Origin of the sequence: Nocardia lijiangensis NBRC 108240 (assembly GCF_001613045.1) — a bacterium.
GTDB lineage: Bacteria > Actinomycetota > Actinomycetes > Mycobacteriales > Mycobacteriaceae > Nocardia > Nocardia lijiangensis.
In genome coordinates this window covers 1-26,436 of record NZ_BDBP01000073.1, presented here as the reverse complement: position 1 = coordinate 26,436, position 26,436 = coordinate 1, and the positions used below count along the sequence as shown (strand labels likewise).

Sequence of the window (26,436 nt, the reverse complement as noted above, 5' to 3'; positions counted from 1 at the left end):
AGGTTGCCCGCTACTATCCCGGTCCCGGGGGAAGGACGTCATGTTCTACTGGCTGCTGAAGTTCGTGCTGCTGGGACCGTTCATTCATCTCTACAATCGGCCCACCGTCGAAGGCGTGGAGAACATCCCGGCGGACGGGCCGGCCATCATGGCGGGTAACCATCTCTCCTTCGCCGACTGGCTGTTCGCTCCGTTGACGAGCCCGCGGCGCATCAACTACCTGGCCAAGGCCGAGTACTTCACCACCCCCGGCCTCAAGGGACGCCTGCAGAAGTTCTTCTTCAGCGGCACCGGCCAGTACCCGATCGATCGCAGCGGCGCCGACGCCGCCGAGGACGCGCTGAACGCCGCGCGCAAGCTGCTCGACGAGGGCCGCCTGGTCGGCCTCTACCCCGAGGGCACCCGCTCGCCCGACGGTCGCCTCTACAAGGGCAAGACCGGCTTGGCCCGCCTCGCCCTGGAGACCGGCGTACCCGTCATCCCCGTGGCCGTCATCGGCACCAACGAGGTCTCCCCGCCCGGCCCCTTCAAGTGGCGCCGCCGCAAGGTCACCATCAAGTTCGGCACCCCGATCGACTTCTCCAGGTACGAGGGCATGAGCGGCAACCGCTTCGTCGAGCGCGCCGTCACCGACGAGGTCATGTACGACCTCATGCGCCTGAGCGGCCAGGAGTACGTCGACGTCTACGCCCACAGCCTCAAGGGCGTCCCCTCCGGCTCGAAGCCCGAAGCCGCCCGCATCCCGGACACCGCCGCCAGCTGACCTCCCCCCGACCGGCCCCGGAGACCATCAAGGTCCCGGGGCCGTTCTCGTTTTCGCGGCGGTATCGTGGCCCGGTGCCGGTGCGTGCGAAGCTGTGCGGAATCAGGTCCGAGAGCGACCTGCGGATCGCGGTCGCGGCGGGCGCCGACGCGGTCGGATTCATCGCGGGCATCACCCACGTCAGCGAGGACGCGCTCGACGCCGACCGGGCCGCGTGGCTCGCCGGGCACACGCCGCCCTTCGTCACCCGGGTTCTGGTCACCCATCTCGAGAGCGCCGCGGCGATCGTGGATCTCGCCGAGCGCATCGGTGTGGACGCCATTCAGATCCACGGCCTGGTGACCGACGAGACGGTCCGGCAGGTCCGCTCGGCCGCCAGGCAACGGATCATCCGAGCCGTGCACGTCACCGGTCCCGAGGCCGTCGACGCCGCCCGCGCGGCGGCGGCGGATTGCGATGCGGTCCTGCTGGATTCGCGCACGGACGATCGACTCGGCGGCACGGGCCGCACCCACGACTGGTCCGTGAGCGCCGCCATCGTCGACGAGCTGCATCAGCGTGGGCACCCCGTCGTCCTCGCGGGCGGCTTGAACGCCGCCAACGTCGCCGACGCCATCCGCACGGTCCGCCCGTTCGCCGTCGACGTCAACAGCGGGGTCGAACACCCCTCCGGCGACAAATCCGCCGAGGCCTGCGCCACTTTCGTCACCGCCGCCCACACCACCCCACTCTGACCCCCCACCCACCCCGATCGGATGTTCCTCGCAGCCCCTGCACACGCCTCGCAGCGGCTGTACGGTCTGCGAGGCGTATGAAGCCTCTGCGAGGCCAATGACCTTCGTCACAGCGCAAGCGATCGCCAAGGCGTTGTTCAGTGCGGGCGGGGAGACTTCGGGCATGTTCAAGAAGTTGCTTGCTGCGGCGGGGGTCGGCGGGGCCGAGGTCGAGACCGAGTTGTTCACGCCGGGGGTGCAGCCCGGTGGGATGGTCGAGGGCGTGGTTCGGCTGCGCGGCGGGAAGGTCGGGCAGGACATCGCGCAGATCGCGGTGGAATTCGTGACCAGGGCCGAGCAGGAGTACGAGGATCACGAGGGCCTACGCGATATCCCGTTCGGGCGCACCGGGGTGCACGGTCCGCTGCACCTGCCGCCCGGGGCGGTGCTGGATTTCCGTTTCGCGGCGCGCGCGCCGATGGAAACGCCGATCACGTTCTACAACGGCAGGCACCTGCCGGGCACGGTGGTCTCGCTGCGCACGATCGTGGAGATCCACGGCGCGGTGGACGCCGCCGACACCGATCCGATCGGCGTCGGCGCGCTGCCCGCCCAGCACGTGCTGCTGGAGGCCGTGGAGCGCTTGGGTTTTCACCTGCGCAGCGCCGATGTGGAGGCGGGCCGGGTGCACAACACGCCGCAGACGTTGCCGTTCTACCAGGAGATCGAGTTCGCCGGTTCGCCCCACTACCCGCGGCTGAACCAGCTGGAGGTCACCTTCGTCGCCACCGAGACCGGCATGAGCGTGGTGCTCGAGGCGGACAAGCGCGGCGGCTGGATCTCCGAGGGTCGCGACGTCTTCGACGCGTTGTGGGTCGACTACCAGCGCCTCGGCGATATCGACTGGGCCGGCGAGCTGCATCAACGCCTGGGGCGCCTCGCGCACTGAGTCCTCGTTGGTAACCTTGTCACGCACAACGTCGACGCGGGACCACGGGTAGGGGTGGTCTGCTCGGCGTGCGAGTGAGGTGAGCATGGTCCGCCGCGACACCGGTGGTCGAATTCTGAAGCTGCCCAGGCGTGTCGACGCCGAGCCCGCCGGTGATCCGCCGACGGGCCGGCTCGCCCGTACCACGAAGCTGGCCGGACTACCGGTGGCCTTCGCGGGCAGGCGGGTCGCGGGGGCGGGCAAGCGCATGCTCGGCCGTTCCGCGGACGAGGTGAACCGCGAGATCCAGGCGAGGACCGCCCAGCACCTGTTCGATGTGCTCGGCGAGCTCAAGGGCTGCGTGGCCAAGCTCGGGCAGCTGATGTCGCTGTACGAGCTGGCGCTGCCCGCGGATTTCGCCGCGCCGTACCGCGACGCGCTGAACCAGCTGCAGGATTCGGCCCCCGCCATGCTGCCGCCGATGGTGCATTCGGCGCTGGCCGCCCAGCTCGGCCCGGGATGGCGGAAGCTGTTCCTGGAGTTCGAGGACCGGCCCGCGGCGGCGGCCTCCGTCGGGCAGGTGCACCAGGCGGTGTGGCACGACGGTCGCCGGGTGGCCGTGAAGGTGATGTATCCCGGCGCGCGCGAGGCGGTGCTCAGCGATCTGCAGTCGCTGCGTCAGATCGCCCCGCTGTTCACCGCCCTGCTGCCCGGCGCGGATTCGCGCGCGGTGATCGAGGCGCTGTGCGCCTACATCGGCGAGGAACTCGACTACGAGATCGAGGCCGCGCATCAGCGCAGCTTCGCCGCGGCGTATGCGGACGACCCCGATTTCGTGGTGCCGGACGTGGTGGCGCAGCAGGGCGACGTGCTGATCACCGAATGGCTGGACGGCGTCTCGCTGTCGCGGACGCTCGTACAGGGCGGGTTGTTCGACCACGACCGGATCGGATTGCTGGTGCTGCGCTTCCTGCTGTCCGGTCCGACGAAAGCCGGTCTGCTGTACGGCGATCCGCATCCCGGCAATTTCCGCATCATGCCCGACGGCAGGCTGGGGGTCGTCGACTTCGGCGCGTGCGCGCCCTTCCCGCCCGGCTATCTGGACGCGCTGACCGATATCGCCCGCGCCATCCTCTCCGGCGACCCGACCGATCTGGAAGCCGCGATCCGCCGCCGCGGCTACGTCGAACCGGACCGCGCGCTGGACAGCCACACCGTGCTCGAGCAGCTGGCCCCGATGCGCGACGCCATGCTCGACCCGACCTTCCGCCTGACCACCGAGTGGTTGCGCAAACGAGTCTCGGCGACGGTGGATCTGAGCCTGTCCAACGTGATCCGGCAGCTGACCATGCCCGCCGAACACACCCCGATGCTGCGCACGTTCCTCGCGGGCGTGAGCGTGATGTCGCAACTCCAGCCCGAGCTCCCGTTGCGCACCGAATGCACCCGCTGGTTCCCCGACGTGGTCGCGGCCCTCGGACTCGACGACCCGGCTTGCCCGTGGATGGCGGACAACCCGACCGAGCCGCTGCGCCGACCGGCCCCTACCACCTCACCGAAACCGCACCTGGCGGCCGCCACCAACGACCACACGCGGCCAACGATCGTTCCCGGCCCCGGCGCGCGACGGGCCGCAGCCACTGACAGCCCGGCGACGCAACCAACTGCCGAACCCGAACACTGAACACCCGCCACCCAACCGAGAGCGGCTGGCGTCGCTCCGAGAGCCACCACCAACCCTCCGCGTGACGGACGGCCGCTGCTACCCGACGAAACCAACAGCCGAACCCGAACACCGTGGACCGCAAGCAGACCCGCGCCCGAACCCGAACTCGGCAGCTGCCCGACCCGCCGACCCGACCGCACGGCCCGCCCTATTGGTCGAGCCGACAGCCGACGTTCACGTGGCGTTGAGGTAGCTGCGTGAGGGTGGCGCTCATGGCACTCAGTCGTTCGGAACTCTCCCGGCGCACTCTGCTGCGCACCTCCGCGCTCGGCTTGGTGGCTGCGCCCGCGCTGGCCGCCTGCGGCGCCGACGACGGCCCCGGCCTGGTCCGGCAGCGTCCGAACCTCACGCACGGTGTCGCGGTGGGCGACCCGCGCTCGGACGGCGCGCTCCTCTGGGCCCGCTCGGACCGGCCCGCCACGCTGATCGTGGAGACGGCCGCCACCGAATCCTTCACCGACGCGCGCCGTTTCACCGGCCCGCTGCTCACCCCCGGCACGGATGGCACCGGACGCGTCCGCGTCGGCGGGCTGCCTTCCGGCTCGCTGGTGCACTACCGCGTGACCCTCGAAGCCGAGGACGGCGCCACCTCCGAACCGCTGACCGGCGTCTTCCGCACCGCCCCGACGAGCGCGGGCGACATCAGGCTCCAGTGGTCGGGCGATGTCGCGGGCCAGGGGTACGGCATCAACCCGGACCTCGGCGGGATGACGATCTTCTCGACCATGGCCGCCCGCGACCCACACCTGTTCCTGCACTCCGGCGACGTCGTCTACGCCGACGGTCCGCTCCAGGAGTCGGTCACCTTGCCCGACGGCCGGATCTGGCGCAACACCGTCACCGAGGCCAAGAGCGCGGTCGCACAGACCCTCGATCAGTTCCGCGGCCAGTACGCCTACAACCTGACCGATCAGAACTACCGCAGGTTCAACGCCGCGGTGGCGCAACTGGTTCAGTGGGACGACCACGAGACGGTCAACAACTGGTATCCCGGCGGCACCGTGGCCGCGGACAAGGGCTACACCGAACGCAGCATGGACACCCTGGCCACCCGCGCCTGGCAGGCGTTCCACGAGTGGATGCCGCTGGACCCGAAGGAAGCCGTCGACGGCAGGCTCTACCGCAAGGTCTCCTACGGCCCGCTGCTGGACGTGTTCGTCCTCGACATGCGCACCTACAAGGACGCCAACGGCGCCAACACCGCGCACGAGGGCAGGATCTTCGGTGCGGCACAGACGAAATGGCTGATCGACGGCCTGCGCGAGTCCCGGGCCACCTGGAAGATCGTCGCAGCCGATCTACCGCTCGGCGTGGTGGTGCCGGACGGCAAGACCGCCTTCGAGGGCCCGGCCAACGGTGCGCCCGGCGCGCCGTCCGGCCGCGAGACCGAGATCGCTCAGGTGCTTTCGGCGATCAAGACGAACCGGGTCACCGGCGTGGTGTGGTTGACCGCCGACGTGCACTACACCGCGGCGCACCGCTACTCCCCCGAGCGTGCGGCGTTCACCGAGTTCGACGAGTTCTGGGAGTTCGTCACCGGACCGCTCAATGCGGGCGCCTTCGGCCCCAACCAGCTCGACCCCACCTTCGGTCCCGAGGCGGTCTTCTTGCACGCACCGCCTGCGCCGAACACCTCGCCCCTGGACGGCGCCTATCAGCATTTCGGCGAGGTTCGCATCGATGGCCGCTCCGCCGAACTCACGGTGGATCTGTGCGACGCGACGGGCGCGGTGTTGTTCAGTCAGCGCCTGCCCGCGCCCGGCCGCTGAGCCGGAATCGGGTGCCGGTGCGGTGGTGCGGATTCGGACGCTCCGCCGCGTGTCCACGGCCCCGGTCACCGGGGTGGAAGACGTCCGCATCGTCGCAGGTCGGAAGGGGTTGTTCGGGTGCGGGAAAAGAGCCTCCGACTTCGGGTGCACACCGAGGGCCAGACTGTGGTTAGCTGTCGTGCCATGAGCACGCCGCAGACTGTCTCCGCCGAAGAATATCTACCCCGTGACACCGCGGATGTCGTTCGCACCGTGCGGGATTCACGCGGTCGCGCCGAGCGGCTCACGGTCCGCGGCGGCGAGCCGCTCGAGGACAGCCTGGCTCTGCCCGATCAGCGGGCCGTTGTCTCGCTGCGCCGGATGAATTCGGTGCTCGACATCAACCTCGGTCGCCGCACCGTCCGCGTGCAGGCGGGCGCCAAGCTCTCCGACATCGACCGCCGCCTCGGCGCGCACGGGCTCGGCCTGCCCATCGTCGGCGACCACCGCGACATCACCGCGGGCGGCTTCGCCTCGGTCGGCGGCGTCAGCAGCGCCTCGCACCGGTACGGGCTGTTCACCGACCAGATCGTGGATCTGGAGTACGTGGACCCGGACGGGCGCATCGGCACCTGCGGCCGCAACCACCACACCGAGCGGTTCCACCGCATCCTCGGCGCGGGCGGGCGCGCGGGCATCATCACCGCGCTCACCCTGGACGCCGTCGACATCGACAAGGACCACACCTGGCTCACCACCGATGCCGACCGGTTCCTCGACTTCGACTCCTTCGTCGAGCACGCGCACGCCGAGATCCTGCGCCCCGGCAATGCGGCATTGCAGGTCGGCCGCTGGGTCGACACCGCACCGCTGAAGGTGGCGCGGCCGGTCGGCACCGGGCACGTGCAGCTCGGCACCGTGCGCTTCGGTCAGTGGTCCAGCCTCTACCCCACCACGCCGACCCGTTCGCTGCGTGCCCGCCGCGAGGTCGGCACCCGCACCCGGAAGTCGTTGGGCGCCATCGCCTCGCACGCGGGCGGCAAGGCGGGCATGCCGGTGCGCAACGCCGCGGCGGGCGCGCTGATGTTCGCCCCCAAGGTGCTCACACTGCGCGACGCGGAGTACCTCGCCGACACGGTGATCAGCTCCTCGGAGCGCGGACCCGCCTACCGCGTGGGCATTTTCGCGCCGCTGTCGACTTACGCCTCGGTGTTCTACCGGCTGCACGACCTGTTCTCCGGCCACCGCGAACGCACCGGCTGCTTCACCGTCATCTCCGCGATGACCTACGGCGTGCGCTCGACCTACCTGCGCGCCGAGGCCGCCGCCCGCAACCTGCCCGCCGAGGACCACGGCCTGATCACCTTCACCTGCCGGTTGCGTCCATCCGCGCTGCCCTCGGAGCTGCTGCGCGACATCGTCTCGGGAATCGATGAGATCTGCGCGTCGGAACACGCCATGCGCTACGAGTCTGCCGATTAAACTGTGTCGCGCCGCACAAGTCGCTGAGTGGTAACCACCGCTCGGCGACCGCGGCCGACTCGGCACTGTCGGCGGGGTGTCGATGGGTTCGTTCAGCATGTCATCCGATGCGAGGTTGTATCGATGCTCGAATTCCGCCCTGCCCCGGCCCGTTTCGTCGAACGCAAGCTCCGTGTGCCGCGCGCCGACCAGTCTGCCGCCGAATCCCTCGCTGATCAGCGAATTCTCGTCACCGACGCATGCTCCGACATCGGCCGCGCGACCGCCGTCCGGCTCGCCGAGCACGGCGCCCAGCTGCTCCTGGTCGCCCGGCGCGGTGATCAGCTCATCACGACCTGCGAGGAGATCACCTACGCGGGCGGCCGTGCGCACTGGTTTCGCTGCGACACCTCCGCGCTCGGCGATGTCGACCAGCTGGTCGCCTGGGTGCTCGAAGAATTCGGCTCGGTCGACGTCCTGATCAACAACGCGGGCCGCCCGGTGCACCGTCCCGTCGCGCAATCGCTGGACCGTTTCCGCGACTATCAGCGCATGATGGCCGCGAACTACTTCGGGCCGCTGCGCCTGACCCTCGGGCTGCTCCCCGCGATGATCCGCTCCGGCTCCGGCCACGTCGTGAATGTCGGCCCCACCCACCGCAACCCCTCGGCGGCGGCCAATTTCGCCTCCTACGCGAGTTCTCAGGCCGCGTGGACCACCTTCGCCGAGTGCGCCGAGGCCGAACTCGGGCCGAACGGCATCCACCTCACCGCGATCGACTATCCGGCGCTGCACACCGACGACCCCGGCTTCGCCGACGAGTACGACCGAGACCCTGCCGAGGTGGCCCGCGCCGTCGAGACCGCCCTCACCGACCGCGACGACGAACACCCGCGCTTGGCCCGCACACTGCGCGGACTGGCAGGCGTCGCACCCCGCTCCACCACACGCCTGCGCCACGCATTCGGATTCTGACGCCCCCGGAAACGACGAAGCGCCCCACCGGTTCATCGGTGAGGCGCTTCGTGTGTCGTCTCAGTGCTTCTCGGGGCCGAGGTGGTACTCGAACACCAGGCCCGCCGCCGCGGCGAGCACGCACAGCACGCCGACGCCGATCAGCCAGGGCTCGAAGAAGGCCAGGCCCAGTGCGGTGACCGAACCGGCGGCCGCCAGGGAGATGGGCCAGAAGCTGCCCGGCGAGAAGAAGCCGAGGTCGCCTGCGCCGTCCACGATCTCGGCGTCCTCGAAGTCCTCCGGACGCAGGTCCAGACGACGGGCGACGAACCGGAAGTAGGTGCCGATGATCAGCGACAGGCCCGCGGTCAGCACGATCGCGGTGGTTCCCGCCCACTCGACGCCGGTGCGCGACTGGGCGGTGAAGAAGCCGTACACGACGCCCACGATGACGAAGAACACCGTGAGCAGTTCGAAAATGCGCGCTTCGATCTTCATGTCAGATCAGTCCTCACTTGGTCTCGGGCGCGGCCGCGCTCTTGACCGAGCGGTCGGTGTTGAACGGCCGGGTGGAGGTGGCGACAGGGGACTCACCGATGGCCTCGAGTGCCTGGGCGTTGGTCTTGCCCGCGCGACGCTCGTCCATGTACCGGGTGAACTTCTCCGGCGAGACGGCACGGACCTCGAAGTTCATCATCGAGTGGAAGGTGCCGCACATCTCGGCGCAGCGGCCGACGAACGCGCCTTCCTTCTCGATCTTGGTGATCTGGAAGACGTTGTCCGAGTGGTTTTCCTTCGGGTTCGGCATCACGTCGCGCTTGAACAGGAACTCCGGCACCCAGAAGGCGTGGATCACGTCGGCGGCGGCGAGCTGGAACTCGATGATCTTGCCGGTCGGCAGCACCAGGACCGGGATCTCGCTGCTGGAGCCGAAGGTCTCGACGGTGTCGTAGTGCAGGTAGGACAGGATGTCGTTCTCCGGCTTGCCGTGCACCGGGCCCGGCCGCGGGTGACCGTCCACGGTCCGCTCCTCGTACTCCTCCAGCTGCGCCTGCGCGGCGTCCTCGCGGACGGAGTCGATGCCGTTGAACTGGTAGCCGCCCTTGAAGTCGACCTCGCGGTAGCCGAACTTCCAGTTCCACTGGAAGGCGGTCACGTCGACCGTGACGTCCGGGTTGTCCACCTTCTCGTGGACGTAGTTCTGCACCACGACGGTGAAGTAGAACAGCACCGCGATGATGACGAACGGGATCGCCGTGTAGGTCAGTTCCAACGGCACGTTGTAACCGGTCTGCCGCGGGAACTCCGGGGAGTCCTTCTTCTTGCGGTGGAACGCGACGGTCCAGAAGGTCAGACCCCAGACCAGCACACCCATCACCAGCGCGGCCACGACCGACCAGGTCCACAGCTCCCGCATCCGGGTGGCCTGCGGCGTGATACCCGAGGGCCAGCCGAACCGCAGCCAAACATTGTCGATCGAGCAGCCCGAGACGAGCATCGCGGTGATCCCCAAGGACACCGCCAGCCCGGCCCGCCGAAGGACGCGGCCCTGCCGTCCCTTCACGGGTCGTGCCCCGATCTCTTCGCTCGCCTTGTGCGCCACGCTCACGCCTTCCTGGTCGCCACACATTCCGACAGTGCGCCGCCGGGCCGCGATCCGCCCTGACGACACTTTCAAGCACATGTCAGGCCGTCCCGGCGGGCATCCGACTCCGCGCACGCGTCGCCTGAGAATGGCCTGAGTACTACGCAGCGTAGACCAAACCGGCGTCCTCATTGTCGTCGGGTCGGATTCGACACTCCACCGATGCGGGGCCGAGGGCGGTCACCAGCGTATCCGCGCAGGACAGGACGTGCGCGGCGCGCGGATCCCCCGCGTGCGGCATACTCGGACACAACATTTCGGCCCGCGGTGTGCGTGGCGCGCGCCGCAGCACCCCCAGCCATTCGGACGCCCGCGCAGGTGGCGTCCCCATCGGAGAAACGAGGTTGCCGACACCGTGTGCGGACTGCTCGGATTCCTGACATCTGACGCGGCGACATCCGACGTGGTCGACCAGGTCTACAACGCGCTGCACTGCATGCGCCACCGCGGCCCCGACGAGCGCGGCACCTGGCACGACGGAACCGATGGTCGCTCGGCGGACTCCGCTCCCGTCCACCTGGTCCTGGGCTTCAACCGTCTGTCGATCATCGATATCGAGCACTCGCACCAGCCGCTGCGCTGGGGTCCCGCCGAGAACCCGGAGCGCTACGCGCTGACCTTCAACGGCGAGATCTACAACTACATCGAGCTGCGCGAGGAGCTGGCGGCCGCGCACGGCGCCGAGTTCCCGGACGGGAAGATGTTCGCCACCGAGGGCGACAGCGAGGCCATCGTGGCGGCCTTCCACTACTGGGGCGCCGAGGCGGTGCGGCGGCTGCGCGGCATGTTCGCCTTCGCGATCTGGGACACCGAGACCAGCGAGCTGTTCCTGGCCCGCGACCCGTTCGGCATCAAGCCGCTGTTCCTGGCCACCGGCCCCGGCGGCACGGCCTTCGGCAGCGAGAAGAAGAGCCTGCTCGACCTGCTGCCCGCGCTGGGGTTGTCCGACGAGCTGGACCCGCGCGCGCTGGAGCACTACACGGTGCTGCAGTACGTGCCGGAGCCCGAGACGCTGCACAAGGGCATCAGGCGGCTGGAGTCCGGTACCTACGCCACGGTCCGCCCCGGCGCGGAGCCGAAGTTCACCCGCTACTTCCGGCCGGGCTTCAAGGTGCGCCCGTTCACGCCGGGTTCGGAATCCGCACGCTACCGCGAGATCGCCGCCGCGCTGGAGGACTCGGTCGCCAAGCACATGCGTGCCGACGTGACCGTCGGGTCGTTCCTCTCGGGCGGCATCGACTCCACCGCGGTCGCGGCGCTGGCCATGCGGCACAACCCCAAGCTCATCACCTTCACCACCGGTTTCGAACGCGAGGGCTACTCCGAGGTGGACGTGGCCGCCGAGAGCGCCGAGGCGATCGGCGCCCGCCACATCGTGAAGGTGGTCTCACCCGCCGAATTCGCCGCCGCCATCCCGGAGATCGTCTGGTACCTGGACGACCCGGTGGCCGACCCGGCGCTGGTCCCGCTGTACTTCGTGGCCAAGGAGGCGCGCAAGCACGTCAAGGTGGTGCTCTCCGGCGAGGGCGCCGACGAGCTGTTCGGCGGCTACACCATCTACCGGGAACCGTTGTCGCTGAAGCCTTTCGAATACCTGCCGAAGGGCGTGCGCAGGCTGGCGGGCAAGCTCTCCGACCGCATTCCGGACGGCACCCGCGGCAAGAGCCTGCTGCACCGCGGCTCGCTCACGCTGGAGGAGCGCTACTACGGCAACGCCCGCAGCTTCAACGACGCTCAGCTGCGCGCCGTGCTGCGCGAATTCCGTCCGGAGTGGACCCACCAGGACGTCACCGCCCCGCTCTACGCCCAGTCCCGCGGCTGGGACCCGGTGGCGCGCATGCAGCACCTGGACCTGTTCACCTGGCTGCGCGGCGACATCCTGGTCAAGGCCGACAAGATGACCATGGCCAACTCGCTCGAGCTGCGGGTGCCGTTCCTGGACGCCGAGGTGCTGAAGGTCGCCGAGCAGCTGCCCTTCGAGCAGAAGATCACCAAGGAGACCACCAAGTACGCGCTGCGCCAAGCGCTGGAGGGCATCGTGCCCCCGCACGTGCTGCACCGCGCCAAGCTGGGCTTCCCGGTCCCGCTGCGGCACTGGCTGCGCGGCACCGAGCTCTTCGACTGGGCGCAGGCGCAGATCGCCGACTCGCAGACCGACCACCTGCTGGACAAGGCCGCGATCAAGACGATGCTCGACGACCACCGCGCCGGTCGTTCCGACCACAGCAGGCGGCTGTGGACGCTGCTGGTGTTCATGGTCTGGCATGGCATCTTCGTGGAGGACCGGATCAAGCCCGAGATCCAGGAGCCGGTCTACCCGGTCTCGTTGTAAAGACCCGAGGACGCCCCGGCGGATCGGCCGGGGCGGCCTGACGGGCGAGCGCACGGCATGCGCGGGCCTATCGCGGTTCCGCCGCGAAATGACCCCCGCGACGCGGTGGAGCCCCCGGCCGAGTGACCGAGGGCTCCGATCAGCGCTTCGCCCGAGACAGGCTCAGAGCAGCGGCTTGATGTCGGCCGCGGCCGCCGCGCCGTAGGCCAGGGTGAGACGCTCGAGCGCCTCGTCCTTGTTGAGCGTCCACTCCTGGGTGCCCATGGTCTCCAGCACCAGCACCGCGACCAGCGATCCCAGCTGGGCGGAGCGTTCCAGGCTCAGTCCGGCGGTGTGGCCGGTCAGGAAGCCCGCGCGGAAGGCGTCACCGACGCCGGTCGGCTCGACCTTGGTGCGCTCGGGGACCACACCGACGTGGATTTCGGTGCCGTCCTTGTCGACGATCTGCACGCCGTCGGCGCTGAGGGTGGTGATGCGAATTCCGACCCGCTTGGCGATCTCGTCTTCGCTCAGGCCGGTCTTCTGCAGCAGCAGCGCCCACTCGTACTTGTTGGTGAAAAGGTATGCGGCGCCGTCGATCAGGCGCACCGCCTGGTCGCCGTCGAGGCGGGCGAGCTGCTGGGAGGGGTCGGCCGCGAACGGGATGCCGAGTTCGCGGCATTCCTCGGTGTGACGCAGCATCGCCTCGGGGTCGTTGGCGCCGACGAGCACCAGATCCAGTTTCCTGGTCTCGGCGAGTTCGGCGATGGAGATGTCGCGGGCCTCGCTCATCGCGCCGGGGTAGAAGGACGCGAGCTGGGCCATGTCGTCGTCGGTGGTGCAGACGAAGCGGGCGGTGTGCGCGCGATCGGAGATGTGGACCGTGGAGCAGTCGACGCCGTGCCGCTCCAGCCAGGCGCGGTACTCGGCGAAATCGGCGCCGACCGCGCCGACCAGCAGCGGCTCGCGGTTCAGCACGCCCATGGCGTAGGTGATGTTGCCCGCCACGCCGCCGCGGCGGATCTGGAGGTCATCGACGAGGAAACTCAGCGAAACATGGTCGAGTTGATCGGCCAGCAGCACATCGGCGAACCGTCCGGGGAAACGCATGAGGTGGTCGGTCGCAATGGACGCGGACACGGCGATAGACACGAAGGTGAGCCCTTCAACGGTAGGCGACAGGCGGTGGGAGCAGAGATCGAGATCTCCGCTCCCACCGTAGCCGATCCGCGGTGCGCTCCAGAGGCACTAGCGCTAGACGCACCGGCCTCTTTCGCGGGTCAGTTGAAGGAGTCGCCGCAGGCGCAGGAGCCCGTGGCGTTCGGGTTGTCGATGGTGAAGCCCTGCTTCTCGATGGTGTCGACGAAGTCGATCGAGGCGCCCTGGACGTAGGGGGCGCTCATCCGGTCGACGGCCAGGGTGACGCCGCCGAAGTCGACGGTCAGGTCGCCGTCGAGCGAGCGGTCGTCGAAGAAGAGCTGGTAGCGCAGGCCCGCACAACCACCGGGCTGCACCGCGATGCGCAGCGCCAGGTCGTCGCGGCCCTCCTGATCCAGCAGCGCCTTGGCCTTCGAGGCGGCGGCATCGGTCAGAGTCACACCGTGGGTGGTCGTCTCGTTCGGCACAGTCATGAACTCTCCTAAGGACAGCTGTGGTCAACCCGTGAACAGCGCACGGCTCGTGGAGTCAACACCACTCAGCGGGCTGCTATTCCCCATCTTGCCACTCGGCCACTCGCGCGTTGCCACAACCTCGGTGTTGCGTGGCCTGTCCCACGACCGCATTTCCTGCTGGCTGCCGCATCGAATAGCCTGGTTGCTGTGAAATTGTTCCGTCGCGGCGAGTCCAGCACCACCGACGCGACCGCCGACACCACGGCGGACGCGGACGGCGGCTCGACCGCCCTCAGCACCAAGACGACCGCCCCGGTCACCCCGGGCAAAGGCCGTCCCACCCCGAAACGTCGTGAGGCGGAAGGAAAGCGGCGCGGACCGGTCGCACCGGCGCCGCTGACCGCCAAGGAGGCACGGGCCCGCCGCAAGGCTGTCCGCGGCACCAAGGAAGAGCGCAAGACCGCCAGCGCCGAGCGCAGGCTCGCGGCCCAGGATCGCCGGGCCCGCATGCTGGCCGGTGAGGACAAGTACCTGCTGCCGCGCGATCAGGGCCCGGTCCGCGCCTACGTGCGCGATCTGGTCGACGCCCGGCGCAACCTGGTCGGCCTGTTCATGCCGATGGCCCTGGTGCTGATCCTGTCGATGTTCGCCGCGCCCGGCCTGCAGACGATCGTGACATTGGCCATGCTCGTGATGATGCTGTTCATGGGAATCGAGGGCGTTGTCCTCGGCCGGATGGTGAGCAACCGGGTTCGCGAGCGGTTCCCCGACACCCCCGACACCGGGTTCCGGCTCGGTTGGTACGCCTTCGTGCGCGCCTCGCAGATCCGCAAGATGCGGGCGCCGAAGCCGCGGGTCGGCCCCGGCGACGCGGTCTGAGTTCTCCCGGCCTACGGCCGTTCGTGGCGAATGCCACGGACGGCCGTTCCGCGTTTCAGCGGTGGTGCGAGACGCGCATGGCATTCAACTCGGCCCGCAGACGCTGTGCGTCCCGGTCGACCACGTGGGTGGATCCGGCGAGTCCGCGTCCGCGAGCGAAGAGGACGGACACGGCCACGATGACTGTCGCGATGAGGAAGAAAGTCAGCATGGCAGAAATTTTGCGCTGATTGATTTTCCGCCGAAAGTGGCAGCAAAGCCATTGTCCGCAAAGATCCGGCCAGGTACCCTCGGAGCATGCTGTCGAAGGTCGCCGTCGTGCTGTTCGAGAAGCTCGCCATGTTCGAGTTCGGCGTGGTCTGCGAGGTCTTCGGGCTCGACCGCACCGCCGACGGACTGCCCGGCTTCGATTTCAAGGTCTGCGGGGCGGAACCCGGCCGGGCGCTGCGTTCCACCACGCCCGGCGTGACGATCACTCCCGAGTTCGGACTGGAGGAACTCCCCAAGGCCGACCTGGTGGCGATCCCCGCCGCCCCGGCCACCGCATTGGCGGAGGGGCTGGACCCGCGGATCGTCGACGCCGTGCGCAGCGCGGCCGACGCAGGCGCGATCGTGCTGACCGTCTGCTCCGGCGCATTCGTCGCGGGCGCGGCGGGCCTGCTCGACGGACGCAAATGCACCACGCACTGGCGCTACGTCGATCAGCTCGCCGAGCGCTACCCGTCTGCCACCGTCGACCCCGACGTGCTGTTCGTCGACGAGGGCAACCTCATCACCAGCGCGGGCACCGCCGCGGGCATCGACGCCTGCCTGCACCTGGTGCGCAGGGAGATCGGCAGCGCCGCCGCCAACGGCATCGCCCGCCGCATGGTCGTGCCGCCGCAGCGCGACGGCGGGCAACGCCAGTTCATCGAACGCCCGGTCCCTGCCTGCACCTCCGACAGCCTCGCCCCCACCCTGCAGTGGATGAGCGAGAACCTGGACCTGCCGCACACCGTCGACGAACTGGCCGCGCGCTCGATGATGTCGACGCGCACCTTCGCCCGCCGCTTCGCCGCCGAGACCGGGACGACCCCGGTGAAATGGCTGACCAACCAGCGCGTCCTCTACACCAAGCACCTGCTCGAAGACACCGAACAGGGTCTCGAGCAGATCGCCGCCCGCGCGGGCTTCGGCTCGGGAGCCCTGCTCCGCCACCACTTCCAGCGCCTCGTCGGGATCTCGCCGACCGAATATCGCCGTCGCTTCGGCGCCACGTCGGCGGTGGGCTGAGGTCCCCACCAGGCTTCAGGCTTCAGGCCAGAGCTGAGGTGGCGGGGTTGGTTGGTAGCGTGCTGGCGTGTCGCAGGATTCCGGAACCGCGCGTCCGCTACGGACGCTTGTGCTCGGCGGGGCTCGCTCGGGGAAGTCGGCGTTCGCGGAGAAACTCGCCGCGGCGACGGGAGCCGTTCGTTACGTGGCGACCTCGATGCCCGCCCCCGACGACCACGACTTCGCCGAACGCATCGCCCGCCATCGCGAGCGTCGTCCCGGCGACTGGGCCGTGGTCGAAAGCGCAGACGCCGCAGCGGTTCTCGCCGATCCCGCCCCCGGAGTCGCGACATTGGTCGATGACATCGGCACCTGGCTGACCGCCCGCATCGACGCGCTCGACGCGTGGGACTCCCCGCGCGGCACCGTCACCCCCGACGCCGACGCCCTCGTGTCCGCCGTCGCCGCCTACCGAGACCGCCTGATCATCGTGAGCCCGGAGGTCGGCATGGGCGTCATCCCGGCGACCCGCTCCGGCCGCCTGTTCCGCGACGAGATCGGCCTGCTCAACCAGCGCCTCGCCGCGGCCTGCGACGAAGCGTTCCTGATCGTCGCCGGACTTCCCCTCCGCCTGAAGTAGACCCGAAAGTTCCCGAGAGAAAGGGGGGCTCGGCCGCGCGTGTCGAACCGCCGTTCGACTCCCGCCGAATCCATATGACTCCGCTCGAGAGAGAAATGGCGGCGGCGCGGGTCGAAAACGAACCGCGACAGCCGGGTGGGTGCGGTACATGCGGCGCGTTCCCGGCAAGATTGGGCGTCGGAAGCACGTGCGGCAGACGCCGCCCGACCGGAGAGGCTCGATGGTGACACACGGATTCGGACCGGTTGCGCCCCCCGACGCGCAGAGTCGCACGGCCGCCGAGCAGCGGCAGGCGCAGCTGACCAAACCCGCTGGGGCGCTGGGCAGGCTGGAGACGCTGGGCAATTGGGTGGCGGCCTGCCAGGGCGTGTGCCCGCCGAAGCAGTTCGAGCGCGCCAGGGTCGTCGTCTTCGCCGGTGATCACGGCGTCGCACGCCACGGTGTGTCGGCGTATCCGAGCGAGGTGACCGCGCAGATGGTCGCCAACTTCCTCGGCGGCGGTGCGGCGGTGAACGCGCTGGCCGCGATCGCGGGCGCGACCGTGCGGGTCGCCGACATCTCGGTGGACACCGAGACCGATCCGGTCGTCGGCAAGCACAAGGTGCGCCGCTCGAGCGGTTCCATCGACCGCGAGGACGCGCTCAGCGAGGCGGAGGTACAGGCCGCCCTCGCCGCGGGCCGCGCCATCGCCGACGAGGAGATCGACGGCGGCGCCGACCTGCTCGTCGCGGGCGATATGGGCATCGGCAACACCACGCCGGCGACCGTGCTCATCGCCACGCTCACCGACACCGAGCCGATCGCCGCGGTCGGCCGCGGCACCGGCGTGGACGACGCGGGCTGGTGCCGCAAGGTCGCCGCGATTCGCGATGCCATGCGCCGCGCCCGGCCGGTCGTGAAGGATCCGGTGGATCTGCTGCGCGTCGCCGCGGGCGCCGACCTCGCCGCGATGGCGGGGTTTCTCGCGCAGGCCGCGACGCGCCGCACGCCGGTGATCCTGGACGGCGTCGTGGTCACCGCGGCCGCGCTGGTCGCCGAGGATCTGGCCGCGGGCGCAAGCGCCTGGTGGCTGGCGGGACACCGCTCCACCGAACCCGCGCACCAGCTCGCGCTGCGGCAGCTACGCATGGAACCACTGGTGGACCTGAGCATGCGGCTCGGCGAAGGGTCCGGCGCGCTCACCGCCCTGCCCATCCTGCGCGCCGCCGTCGCCGCGCTCACCGACATGGCCACGTTCGGCGAGGCGGGCGTCAGCACCGCCGACGCCGAGACCGCCCCGCCGAATCTGACCAAATGACCCGTGCCGCCGGGATTCGCCTGGCCGTCTCCTGGTTGACCGTTCTTCCGGTGCGCGGCCCGGAGGAGGTCGATCGGGCCGCTGCGAGCCGCGCGATCGCGCTGGCGCCCGTCGTCGGCGTGCTGCTCGGCGCCGGTGCTGCCGCGTTGTTGTGGGCGCTGACCGGCGCGGGCGCGAGCGCACCGCTGGCCGGACTGGTGACCGTGGCGGCGCTGGCACTGCTCACCCGCGGCATGCACCTGGACGGTCTGTCCGACGCGATGGACGGACTCGGCAGCTACGGGCCGCCGGAGCGCGCGCGGCAGATCATGAAGAGCGGCGGGGTCGGGCCGTTCGGGGCGGCGGCGCTGATCTTCGCCATCGGGGTGCAGTCGTTCGCCTTCGCCGCGCTGGCCGACGCGGGACGGTGGTTCGCGGTGGCGCTGGCCGTCGCGACCGGGCGGGTGGTCGTCGTCCTGGCCTGTCGTCGCGGGGTGCCCGCCGCGCCGGGTACCGCTTTCGGCGCGCTCGTGTCGGACACCCAGTCGCCGTTGATCGGTGCGGGATGGGTGGTCGTCGCGCTGGGCTGCGCCGTCCTCGCGGTGCCGGAGCACCCTTGGCTCGGGCCGGTCGCGGTCGCGGTATCGGTGGGCATCGCGACATTGGCGATCCGGCACATGGTGCGCAGGTTCGGCGGTCTGTCGGGCGACGTGCTCGGCGCCGGGATCGAGATTTCGGTCACCGTCGCCGCGGCCGGACTCTCACTCGCCGGGTAATTCGGAGAAATTCACGTAACCGTCGGTATCACTTCCGATGAATATCGAGTTCGACAGTGTATGAACTTCGTCTCTCCAGCGCGCACCGCGAATCGGCGCACTCGTGTTGCGGTGCAGTTCGCCGACCACCGATTTCGCGCGACAACGCCGGACCTCCGGCACGCGGCGATGCGCGCCCCCCATTCGTGCACCACGTTCGCAAGACGGGAAAACCATTGGCGTACAGGCGAAATCGATCCACCGATCGACTCACCCCGCCCGAAATGTGACGATCGCAACACTCGACACGCCCGCGAAGGCGGCAACAGTACCCACTCGCCACCGGTTTGCGCGCACTGCGATCCGACCCAACGGAATCTTTCGCGCACTGGCGAGCAAACCGTCTGGGTCAGGATCTAATGTGGGCGGTATGTCTTCCGAGCGCCTCTATTTTCGGCAACTGCTGTCCGGGCGGGACTACGCCGTCGGTGATCCGATCGCGACGCAGATGCGAAATTTCGCCTACTTGATCGGTGATCGGGAGACGGGCGAATGCGTTGTGGTCGATCCGGCCTACGCCGCGGGCGATCTGGTGGCCATCGCCGAGTCCGACGGACTACGCCTCACCGGCGTCCTCGCCACCCACCATCACCCCGACCACGTCGGCGGCACCATGCTCGGCTTCACCCTGCGCGGCGTGCGCGAACTGCTGGAGAAGACCAGCGTCCCCGTGCACGTGAACAATCAGGAACTGGCCTGGGTCGCCAACGTCACCGGCATCGCGCCCAGCGAACTCACCGGCCACGAGCACGGCGACAAGGTCGAGGTCGGCGCCTTCGAGATCGAGCTATTACACACCCCGGGGCACACCCCGGGCAGCCAGTGCTTCCTGTTCGACAATCGCCTCATCGCGGGCGACACCCTCTTCGTCGACGGCTGCGGCCGCACCGACTTCCCCGGCGGCGACTCCGACGAAATGTTCCGCAGCCTGCGTCGTCTCGCCGAGCTCCAGGGCGACCCGGTCGTCTACCCGGGCCACTGGTACTCGCACGAACCCAGCGCGGCGCTCTCGTCCATCCGCGACAACAACTACGTCATGCGGCCGCAGACCCTCGAGCAGTGGCAGATGCTGATGCCGGGCTGAGTGCCCGCGATCCATCGGGTATCCCGGGCACCCGCGCTGCCGGTACGACCATCGTGGCGCGAAGCGTGGTGTCCGGCACCGAGGTTTCACTCCCGCAGGCCGAAACACCCGGTGTTGCCAACGCGATTCCGGCTGCGACCGATCGACCAACGAGCCCCCCTGGCCCGGCTGCCCCTCAGCCGAGCCTCCGACCCGCCCACTCCCCCGGGCGGGCCTTCCTCACATACCGCGCATCCACCCGTGCTTGTCTTCGAAGGTGCCGCGCTGGATTCCGGTCAGCGTGTCGCGCAATGCCATCGTGACTGCGCCGGGTTCGCCGCCGCCGATGGTGAATTCGCCCTCGGCGGAGCGCACCCAGCCGACGGGGGTGATCACGGCGGCGGTGCCGCAGGCGAAAACCTCGGTGATCTCACCGGATTCGGCTCCCTCGCGCCACTCCTCCACCGAAACCTTGCGCTCCTCCACGACGTAGCCCGCGTCGGCGGCAAGGGTGAGCAGCGAATCGCGGGTGATGCCGGGCAGCAGCGAGCCCGACAGTTCGGGGGTCACCAGCCGCGCTTCGGAACCGGAGCCGAAGACGAAGAACAGGTTGTTGGTACCCATCTCCTCGACGTAGCGGCGCTCGCAGGCGTCCAGCCACACCACCTGGTCGCAGCCCTTTTCGGAGGCCTGCGCCTGGGCGAGCAGCGAGGCGGCGTAGTTGCCCGCCACCTTCGCCTCGCCGGTGCCGCCGGGTGCGGCGCGCACGTACTCGGTGGACAGCCACACCCGCACCGGCTTCACCCCGCGCGGGAAGTACGCGCCCGCGGGCGAACCCAGCAGCAGGTACTTGTAGGAGGCGGCGGGCTTCACGCCCAGGCCCGCTTCGGTGGCGAACATGAAGGGCCGCAGGTAGAGCGATTCCTCGCCGCCCGCGGCGGGCACCCAGCGCTCGTCGACGGCGAGCAGCTGGCGCACCGACTCGATGAACAATTCCTCCGGAAGCTCGGCCATCGCCATGCGGCGCGCGGACTTGCGGAAGCGGGTCGCGTTCGCGTCGATACGGAAACAGGAGACGCTGCCGTCGCTCTGCCGGTACGCCTTGAGACCCTCGAAGATGGCCTGGCCGTAGTGGAAGACCATGGTGGCCGGGTCCAGCGGCAGCGGCCCGTACGGCTCGACCCGCGCGTTGCTCCAGCCCTCGCCCGCGGTGTAGTCGATCGACACCATGTGATCGGTGAAGAAACGACCGAACCCCGGCGCCGCCAGAATCTCCTGTACCCGCTGTGCCGGCGCGGGCGCAGGATGCGGAACATGGGCGAACTGTGCGGCAACGGTCATGCTGGTGATCCTATCCGTGCGGGTTTTTCTTCCGTCCACCTGTCGGGAAACGGCTCGGCCGTCGCCATCCTCCGTGACACGACCGTCGCACGGTCGCAACGGCACGCCGCCTGTGCATGGCCGAATACGCGGAGGCCCAGCGGCTCAGGCGGTGCGTGCCTGCACGAACGGCGGCTTGACGACCTCGCAGCGCAGACGGCGGCCGCGCACGTCCACCTCGACCTCGTTGCCCGGCTGGAGGTCGGCCTCGGTGTCCAGCAGTGCGAGCGCGATGCCGACCTTGAGCGTCGGCGAGAAGGTGCCCGATGTGGTCTCGCCGATGGGTTCGCCGTCGCGCAGCACCGACTGGCCCTGGCGCAACACGCCGCGGTCGAGCGCCTTCAGTCCCCACAGGGTTCGCCGCGGTCCCGCCGACTTCTCCTGTTCCAGTGCGGCTTTGCCCCAGAACTCCGGCTTCTTCCAGCCGACCGCCCAACCGGCCCGTGCCTGCACCGGCGAAATCTCCAGCGACAGTTCGTGTCCGTGCAGCGGATAACCCATTTCGGTGCGCAGGGTGTCGCGGGCGCCGAGACCGGCGGGCTGACCGTCGGCGGCCTTCACCTGCTCGGCGAGCGCGCGGAACACCGCCCCGGCGTCGGCCCAGCGGGGCAGCAGCTCGTAGCCGTGCTCGCCGGTGTAGCCGGTGCGGCAGACGCGGACCGGACGCCCCTCCCATTCGGCGTCGGCGTAGGCCATGTACTCCATGTCGGTGGGCAGGCCGAGCGCGGCGAGCACCTCGGTCGAGCGCGGGCCCTGCACCGCGAACACCGCGTAGTCCCGGTGCTCGTCGGTGACCGTGATCCCTTCGGGTGCCGCGGCGCGCAGAGCCGCGACCACCGCCGGGGTGTTGGCCGCGTTCGGGACGAGGAAGATCTCGTCGTCACTGACGTAATAGGCGATCAGGTCGTCGATCACGCCGCCCTCGGGCGTGCAGCACAGCGTGTACTGCGCCTTGCCCGGACGGATCCGGCCCAGATCGTTGGTGAGCGCCGAATTCACGAACGCCGCCGCGCCCGGCCCCGCGACCGTCGCTTTGCCGAGATGACTCACGTCGAACAGACCGACGGCCGTCCGCACCGCCTGATGCTCCCCCACCGTTCCCGCGTACGAGACCGGCATCTCCCACCCGCCGAACGGCGCGAACGTCGCGCCCAGCTCGACGTGGACATCGTGGATCGGGCCTTGCAGCAGGTTCGTTTCGGTCACCCGGCGAGCTTAACCGCTGGACCGGGCGGAACAGGCCGACGCGGGTCAGCCGGGGACCTACGTCGCGTCAGCCTCGGAACCACATCGGGATCAGGGTGGGTCCGTCATCGGGCAACGTATGCGTGACGCCGGTGCGGACGAAACCGTTGCGGGCGTAGAGGCGCGAGGAGCGTTCGGTGCTCGCCTCCAGAAACGCGGTCTCGGACGTGTCGGAGAACGCCTTCAGACGGTCGGCGAGGATGGCGCCGCCCGCGCCCTTGCCGCGGTGCTCGGGCACGGTGACGATCGCCTGCAGATACCGGTGCGGGAACTCGCGCGGATGGTGTTCGGCGAGCAGTGACGTGACGGCGACCAGCCTGGCCAGCGGGCGTACACCCGGTACCGCCTCGGCCATGGCGCGCATCTCGGCCGCCTCGGCGATGACTCGATCGGCCGAGGTCACGGTCTGCCAGAGCGAGACCGCCCAGATCTCGTCGTCGGCGCCCGCCAGCCACACTTCGTCGTCGTTGATCGCGCGTTCGACGAGGCGCGGCGCGTGCTCGGCGCGGAAGGCCTCCGCGACCTCGGGGTGATCGGCGATCACCCAAGCCGTCACGGCCTCGTCGGCGGACCCTTCCGCGAACGCCGCCGCGACGGCGTCGAACTCCTGAATTCCCGCCCGCCGCACTGTGACCTGCATGGTTGACCTCCCGAAGTGAACGATGTCGTCGTTCACCAAGCTAGGGAGCACGGCACGGCCCGGCCACCATTTCGTCACACTTGTTGGTGTGTCGAAATCCCCGGCTTGCGCCACCTGCGGAGACGCGCTCATCCACCCGAGTCGCGGCCGACGGCGCCGCTACTGCTCGCGCTCCTGCCAGGCCCGCGCCTACCGGGCCCGCCGCGACCGGAGCGTTCCCACCGCCCGTCCGCGTCCGACCCGGCTCACCGCGGTCGGAATCGCCCGCACCGCTGTGGAGTTGACCGACCGCGAGGGCATCGACGGGCTCACCATGCGCCGCCTGGCCAGCGAGCTCGGCGTCGCGACCGCCGCCCTCTACCGGCACTTCCCCGACCGCGAGGCGCTGCTGGGCGCGATGGCCGAACTCGTCCTCGCCGAGAGCCCGCCGCCTGCCGCTGCCGCCGACTGGCGCGCCGCGCTCACCCACGAGGCCGAACAGGAATGGCAGCTCTATCAGCGCCACCCCTGGATGCTTCCGGTACTGGCGCGCAGCACACCGCCGGTCGGCCCCGCTCTGCTCGACATCCTGGAACGCTCTTTCGCCGCGCTGGACGGTATCGGCCTGTCCCGCGACGACGCGCTCGCCGTCTACCTCGCCTACTCCGGCCTGATCCAGGGGCTTGCGCTGCTGTGGTGTTCCGATCGCGGCGGACGGTTGACGGGTGCGCAACCGCCCGCCGATACCGAGGCAGCGCGCGCCGACCTGATCGACCTGATCCTCGCCAGGCCGGTCCTGCGGAAACTCTTCGGCGCGAGCCCGCCCGGCCCGGAGCTGGACTTCGACGAGCTGGTGCGCGAGGGCGTCGGCTTGCTGCTGGACGGCGTCGCCATGCGGCTCCCTGAGCAGACCGAATAGCCTGTGCCAATGACCGCTGTTGCAGATCGCTCACTCGGACCGGAACTGGCGCGCACCGAAACCATCGGACCGGACACCGATGTGCTGGTGATCGGATTGACGTCCTCGGAAAACGGTCCGTCGATCGCGCCCGACGACCTGTTCGGCGATGTGCTCACCGCCGACGTCCGCGCGGAGCTGCTGGACCAGCTGGGCGCGGTCGGCGCCAAGGGCAAAGCCGAGGAGCTGACCCGGGTGCCCGCGCCCGCCGGGCTGGACAACGTCACCAGTGTGCTCGCCGTCGGCCTCGGCGCGGCCGACAAAGTGGACGCGGAGCAGATCCGCCGCTCGGCCGGCGTGGCGGGCCGCGCGCTCAACGGCACCGAGCTGGTCGTGACGACGCTGTCGGGTCTGGATCTGGGCGCGGCGGTGGAAGGCTTCTACCTCGGCGCCTACTCGTTCACGCCGTTCCGTTCCGAGAAGTCCGCACCCAAGCCGGACGAGCGACCGGTAGCCCGGATCGAGTTCCTGGTTCCTGAGGCCGATTTCGGCGAAGAGGCGCTGTTCCGCGCGCAGCTGGTGGCCGAGGCCGTCGCCACCGCGCGCGATTTCGTGAACACCCCGCCCAGCCACCTGTTCCCCGCCGAGTTCGCCGCCCGCGCCGAGGTGCTGGCCGAGGCCGCGGGCCTCGAGGTCGAGGTGCTCGACGAGAAGGCTTTGGATGCGGGCGGTTACGGCGGCGTGCTCGGCGTCGGCAAGGGCTCCTCGCGCCCGCCGCGGCTGGTGCGGCTCAGCTACTCCGGAGGCGCGAAGAAGATCGCGCTGGTCGGCAAGGGCATCACCTTCGACACCGGCGGCATCTCCATCAAGCCGGCGCAGAACATGGAGAACATGACCTCGGACATGGCGGGCGCCGCCGCGGTCATCGCCACCACCCTGCTCGCCGCACGGCTGGGCCTTCCCGTCACCGTGACGGCGACCGTCCCGATGGCGGAGAACATGCCGTCGGCCACCGCGCAGCGCCCCGGCGACGTGCTCACCCAGTACGGCGGCACCACGGTCGAGGTGCTCAACACCGACGCCGAGGGCCGCCTGATCCTCGCCGACGCCATCGTCCGCGCCGCCGAGGACTCCCCCGACTACCTGATCGACGTCGCCACCCTCACCGGCGCCCAGATGGTCGCCCTCGGCACCCGCACCCCCGGCGTGATGGGCACCGACGACTTCCGCGACCGCGTCGCCCGCCTCTCCCGCGAAGTCGGTGAAAACGGCTGGGCCATGCCCCTTCCCACCGAACTCCGCGCCGACCTGAACTCCAAGATCGCCGACCTCGCCAACGTCGCCCAGCACCGCTGGGGCGGAATGCTCTCCGCGGCACTGTTCCTCAAGGAGTTCGTGCCGGAGGGCGTGGAATGGGCGCACCTGGACGTCGCGGGTCCGGCGTACAACACGGGCGGGCCGTTCGGGTACATCGGGAAGGGCGGGACCGGGGTTCCGGTTCGGACGCTGATCGCGGTGATCGAGGACATCGCGGCGGAGTGAGTTCGCGGGTGCGCCGTCCGGGGTTGTGGGCGGCGCACCGGCTGCGGTACAGGGACGGGTGGGAACCCTACAGATCCCGCAACTCTGCCTCGAACGTCCGCTGGCGCTCGATCCGCTTCCGGGCGTCGTAATCCCGCATCCGCTGCGGATACCCCGTCTTGCGGACCTCGTACACCGGAATGCTCAGATCCCTCGCCAGCCGCTGAGCCCCGCGCTCGCCGACGATCCGCCGCGTCCACTCTCCGTCAGCGGCGACCAGGACGACAGTGACATCCGTCATAGTGGTCTTCGGCTCCAGGTACCCCTCGACGCCGATGTGGGTGCGCACCCAGTCGGCGAGGTAGCGGGCGTCCTCGTTGGCCGAGGTCGACGCACGTGCGGCGGGTCCGCGGCGGTTCCGAGCGCCACGGAAACGATCGAGCAAACCCATGGACGCCGACCTCCTTCTTACACCGGATAAATGCTCACACCCGGTCCTCCCCATATTGCCAGCTTCTCGGTAGACACATGCCCTGTGCTACGCGCCACGCGGACGAGTGCAAGGATGGACCGCGGTACAAGAACCGCACCGATCTCCGGTGCCACTCAGAATGATGGTGGCTTCCGGGTTTTCACCGCGACCAGCGGCGAGCGACCCGCCAGAGATCAACTGTTGTAGAACCCGTCGAGCAGTCAGAGGAGTCAACGGACATGGCCTTCTCCGTCCAGATGCCGGCTCTTGGTGAGAGCGTCACCGAGGGAACGGTGACCAGGTGGCTGAAGCAGGAAGGAGACACGGTCGAGGTCGACGAGCCGCTGCTCGAAGTCTCCACCGACAAGGTCGACACCGAGATCCCGTCCCCGGCGGCGGGTGTGCTGTCGAAGATCGTCGCCCAGGAAGACGATGTGGTCGAGGTCGGCGGCGAGCTCGGCGTGATCAGCGACGCCGGTGAGGCGCCTGCCGCCGCACCCGCGCCCGCACCGGAG

26 protein-coding genes are annotated in these 26,436 nt (G+C 69.6%); 17 read left to right on the top strand and 9 right to left on the bottom strand.

Annotated features, from left to right (window positions below; all coding sequences use genetic code 11):
• Nucleotides 1-40 precede the first annotated feature (40 nt).
• The 7 genes from NL1_RS25405 (at nucleotide 41) to NL1_RS25375 (ending at nucleotide 8,314) form a co-directional block, all read left to right on the top strand.
• The gene (locus NL1_RS25405; protein WP_067844308.1) at nucleotides 41-763 is read left to right on the top strand and encodes a lysophospholipid acyltransferase family protein; all 723 of its coding nucleotides are present in this window, start codon (nucleotides 41-43) and stop codon (nucleotides 761-763) included.
• A gap of 74 nt (nucleotides 764-837) precedes the next feature.
• Nucleotides 838-1,497, top strand: a complete 660-nt coding sequence (locus NL1_RS25400) for a phosphoribosylanthranilate isomerase (RefSeq protein ID WP_084510937.1) — start codon at nucleotides 838-840, stop codon at nucleotides 1,495-1,497.
• A gap of 97 nt (nucleotides 1,498-1,594) precedes the next feature.
• The gene (locus NL1_RS25395) at nucleotides 1,595-2,425 is read left to right on the top strand and encodes a sporulation protein (RefSeq protein WP_245673523.1); all 831 of its coding nucleotides are present in this window, start codon (nucleotides 1,595-1,597) and stop codon (nucleotides 2,423-2,425) included.
• 85 nt (nucleotides 2,426-2,510) lie between these two features.
• Complete coding sequence (locus NL1_RS25390; protein ID WP_067844305.1) at nucleotides 2,511-4,088, top strand: ABC1 kinase family protein; 1,578 nt, start codon at nucleotides 2,511-2,513, stop codon at nucleotides 4,086-4,088.
• A 254-nt stretch (nucleotides 4,089-4,342) separates the two neighbouring features.
• Nucleotides 4,343-5,899, top strand: a complete 1,557-nt coding sequence (locus NL1_RS25385) for an alkaline phosphatase D family protein (protein WP_067844381.1) — start codon at nucleotides 4,343-4,345, stop codon at nucleotides 5,897-5,899.
• A gap of 183 nt (nucleotides 5,900-6,082) precedes the next feature.
• Nucleotides 6,083-7,360, top strand: a complete 1,278-nt coding sequence (locus tag NL1_RS25380; RefSeq protein WP_067844302.1) for an FAD-binding oxidoreductase — start codon at nucleotides 6,083-6,085, stop codon at nucleotides 7,358-7,360.
• 123 nt (nucleotides 7,361-7,483) lie between these two features.
• Nucleotides 7,484-8,314, top strand: coding sequence for an SDR family NAD(P)-dependent oxidoreductase (locus tag NL1_RS25375; RefSeq protein WP_084510936.1), 831 nt, complete (start codon nucleotides 7,484-7,486; stop codon nucleotides 8,312-8,314).
• Between the two features lie 60 nt (nucleotides 8,315-8,374).
• On the opposite strand, the gene NL1_RS25370 is transcribed toward NL1_RS25375, so the two are convergent.
• The gene (locus tag NL1_RS25370; RefSeq protein ID WP_067844299.1) at nucleotides 8,375-8,791 is read right to left on the bottom strand and encodes a cytochrome c oxidase subunit 4; all 417 of its coding nucleotides are present in this window, start codon (nucleotides 8,789-8,791) and stop codon (nucleotides 8,375-8,377) included.
• 13 nt (nucleotides 8,792-8,804) lie between these two features.
• A complete protein-coding gene (gene ctaC / locus NL1_RS25365) occupies nucleotides 8,805-9,857 on the bottom strand; it encodes an aa3-type cytochrome oxidase subunit II (RefSeq protein ID WP_067844376.1) in 1,053 nt (350 codons plus the stop codon).
• A 436-nt stretch (nucleotides 9,858-10,293) separates the two neighbouring features.
• On the opposite strand from ctaC, the gene asnB reads away from it, so the two are divergent.
• Complete coding sequence (asnB, locus tag NL1_RS25360) at nucleotides 10,294-12,270, top strand: asparagine synthase (glutamine-hydrolyzing) (protein WP_067844296.1); 1,977 nt, start codon at nucleotides 10,294-10,296, stop codon at nucleotides 12,268-12,270.
• Between the two features lie 162 nt (nucleotides 12,271-12,432).
• Here asnB and NL1_RS25355 read toward each other — a convergent pair whose 3' ends face one another.
• Both NL1_RS25355 and NL1_RS25350 read right to left on the bottom strand, forming a co-directional pair.
• A complete protein-coding gene (locus NL1_RS25355; protein WP_067844293.1) occupies nucleotides 12,433-13,401 on the bottom strand; it encodes a carbohydrate kinase family protein in 969 nt (322 codons plus the stop codon).
• 128 nt (nucleotides 13,402-13,529) lie between these two features.
• The gene (locus tag NL1_RS25350; RefSeq protein ID WP_067785873.1) at nucleotides 13,530-13,880 is read right to left on the bottom strand and encodes a HesB/IscA family protein; all 351 of its coding nucleotides are present in this window, start codon (nucleotides 13,878-13,880) and stop codon (nucleotides 13,530-13,532) included.
• 189 nt (nucleotides 13,881-14,069) lie between these two features.
• On the opposite strand from NL1_RS25350, the gene NL1_RS25345 reads away from it, so the two are divergent.
• Nucleotides 14,070-14,741, top strand: coding sequence for a DUF3043 domain-containing protein (locus NL1_RS25345; protein ID WP_067844290.1), 672 nt, complete (start codon nucleotides 14,070-14,072; stop codon nucleotides 14,739-14,741).
• Nucleotides 14,742-14,796: 55 nt separating this feature from the next.
• On the opposite strand, the gene NL1_RS37845 is transcribed toward NL1_RS25345, so the two are convergent.
• Nucleotides 14,797-14,952 (bottom strand): hypothetical protein, encoded by a 156-nt coding sequence (locus NL1_RS37845; RefSeq protein ID WP_156095035.1) that lies wholly within the window; start codon nucleotides 14,950-14,952, stop codon nucleotides 14,797-14,799.
• 86 nt (nucleotides 14,953-15,038) lie between these two features.
• Here NL1_RS37845 and NL1_RS25340 point away from each other — a divergent pair, with 86 nt between their 5' ends.
• The 5 genes from NL1_RS25340 to NL1_RS25315 all read left to right on the top strand — a co-directional run bounded on the left by NL1_RS25340 (nucleotide 15,039) and on the right by NL1_RS25315 (nucleotide 19,807).
• Entirely contained in the window at nucleotides 15,039-16,013 is a 975-nt protein-coding gene (locus NL1_RS25340) for a helix-turn-helix domain-containing protein (protein WP_067844287.1), read from the top strand.
• A gap of 67 nt (nucleotides 16,014-16,080) precedes the next feature.
• Nucleotides 16,081-16,632: a bifunctional adenosylcobinamide kinase/adenosylcobinamide-phosphate guanylyltransferase gene (gene cobU / locus NL1_RS25335; RefSeq protein WP_067844284.1), complete on the top strand. Its 552-nt coding sequence runs from the start codon at nucleotides 16,081-16,083 to the stop codon at nucleotides 16,630-16,632.
• 220 nt (nucleotides 16,633-16,852) lie between these two features.
• Complete coding sequence (cobT, locus tag NL1_RS25330; protein ID WP_067844281.1) at nucleotides 16,853-17,929, top strand: nicotinate-nucleotide--dimethylbenzimidazole phosphoribosyltransferase; 1,077 nt, start codon at nucleotides 16,853-16,855, stop codon at nucleotides 17,927-17,929.
• Nucleotides 17,926-18,684 carry an adenosylcobinamide-GDP ribazoletransferase gene (locus NL1_RS25325; RefSeq protein ID WP_067844278.1) on the top strand — a complete coding sequence of 253 codons (759 nt, stop codon included), beginning with the start codon at nucleotides 17,926-17,928 and terminating at the stop codon, nucleotides 18,682-18,684. The genes cobT and NL1_RS25325 overlap by 4 nt, the downstream gene beginning before the upstream one ends.
• Before the next feature lie 409 nt (nucleotides 18,685-19,093).
• On the top strand, nucleotides 19,094-19,807 hold the full coding sequence (locus NL1_RS25315; protein WP_067844272.1) for an MBL fold metallo-hydrolase: 714 nt from the start codon (nucleotides 19,094-19,096) through the stop codon (nucleotides 19,805-19,807).
• A gap of 219 nt (nucleotides 19,808-20,026) precedes the next feature.
• On the opposite strand, the gene NL1_RS25310 is transcribed toward NL1_RS25315, so the two are convergent.
• From NL1_RS25310 to NL1_RS25300, 3 genes are all read right to left on the bottom strand, one after another.
• On the bottom strand, nucleotides 20,027-21,127 hold the full coding sequence (locus tag NL1_RS25310; protein WP_067844269.1) for a branched-chain amino acid aminotransferase: 1,101 nt from the start codon (nucleotides 21,125-21,127) through the stop codon (nucleotides 20,027-20,029).
• A 144-nt stretch (nucleotides 21,128-21,271) separates the two neighbouring features.
• Nucleotides 21,272-22,372, bottom strand: a complete 1,101-nt coding sequence (gene gcvT / locus NL1_RS25305; protein ID WP_067844266.1) for a glycine cleavage system aminomethyltransferase GcvT — start codon at nucleotides 22,370-22,372, stop codon at nucleotides 21,272-21,274.
• A gap of 67 nt (nucleotides 22,373-22,439) precedes the next feature.
• Entirely contained in the window at nucleotides 22,440-23,051 is a 612-nt protein-coding gene (locus NL1_RS25300) for a GNAT family N-acetyltransferase (RefSeq protein ID WP_067844264.1), read from the bottom strand.
• Nucleotides 23,052-23,139: 88 nt separating this feature from the next.
• Between NL1_RS25300 and NL1_RS25295 the strand changes: the two genes are divergently transcribed.
• Together NL1_RS25295 and NL1_RS25290 are read left to right on the top strand one after the other, a co-directional pair.
• Nucleotides 23,140-23,949: a TetR/AcrR family transcriptional regulator gene (locus tag NL1_RS25295; RefSeq protein ID WP_067844260.1), complete on the top strand. Its 810-nt coding sequence runs from the start codon at nucleotides 23,140-23,142 to the stop codon at nucleotides 23,947-23,949.
• A gap of 9 nt (nucleotides 23,950-23,958) precedes the next feature.
• Nucleotides 23,959-25,470, top strand: a complete 1,512-nt coding sequence (locus NL1_RS25290) for a leucyl aminopeptidase (RefSeq protein WP_067844257.1) — start codon at nucleotides 23,959-23,961, stop codon at nucleotides 25,468-25,470.
• Nucleotides 25,471-25,537: 67 nt separating this feature from the next.
• Here NL1_RS25290 and NL1_RS25285 read toward each other — a convergent pair whose 3' ends face one another.
• Nucleotides 25,538-25,900, bottom strand: a complete 363-nt coding sequence (locus NL1_RS25285) for an oxidoreductase (RefSeq protein WP_067844254.1) — start codon at nucleotides 25,898-25,900, stop codon at nucleotides 25,538-25,540.
• A gap of 260 nt (nucleotides 25,901-26,160) precedes the next feature.
• On the opposite strand from NL1_RS25285, the gene NL1_RS25280 reads away from it, so the two are divergent.
• Nucleotides 26,161-26,436 (top strand): biotin/lipoyl-containing protein (locus NL1_RS25280; protein WP_305781670.1); only part of this gene is annotated, 276 nt, incomplete at its 3' end.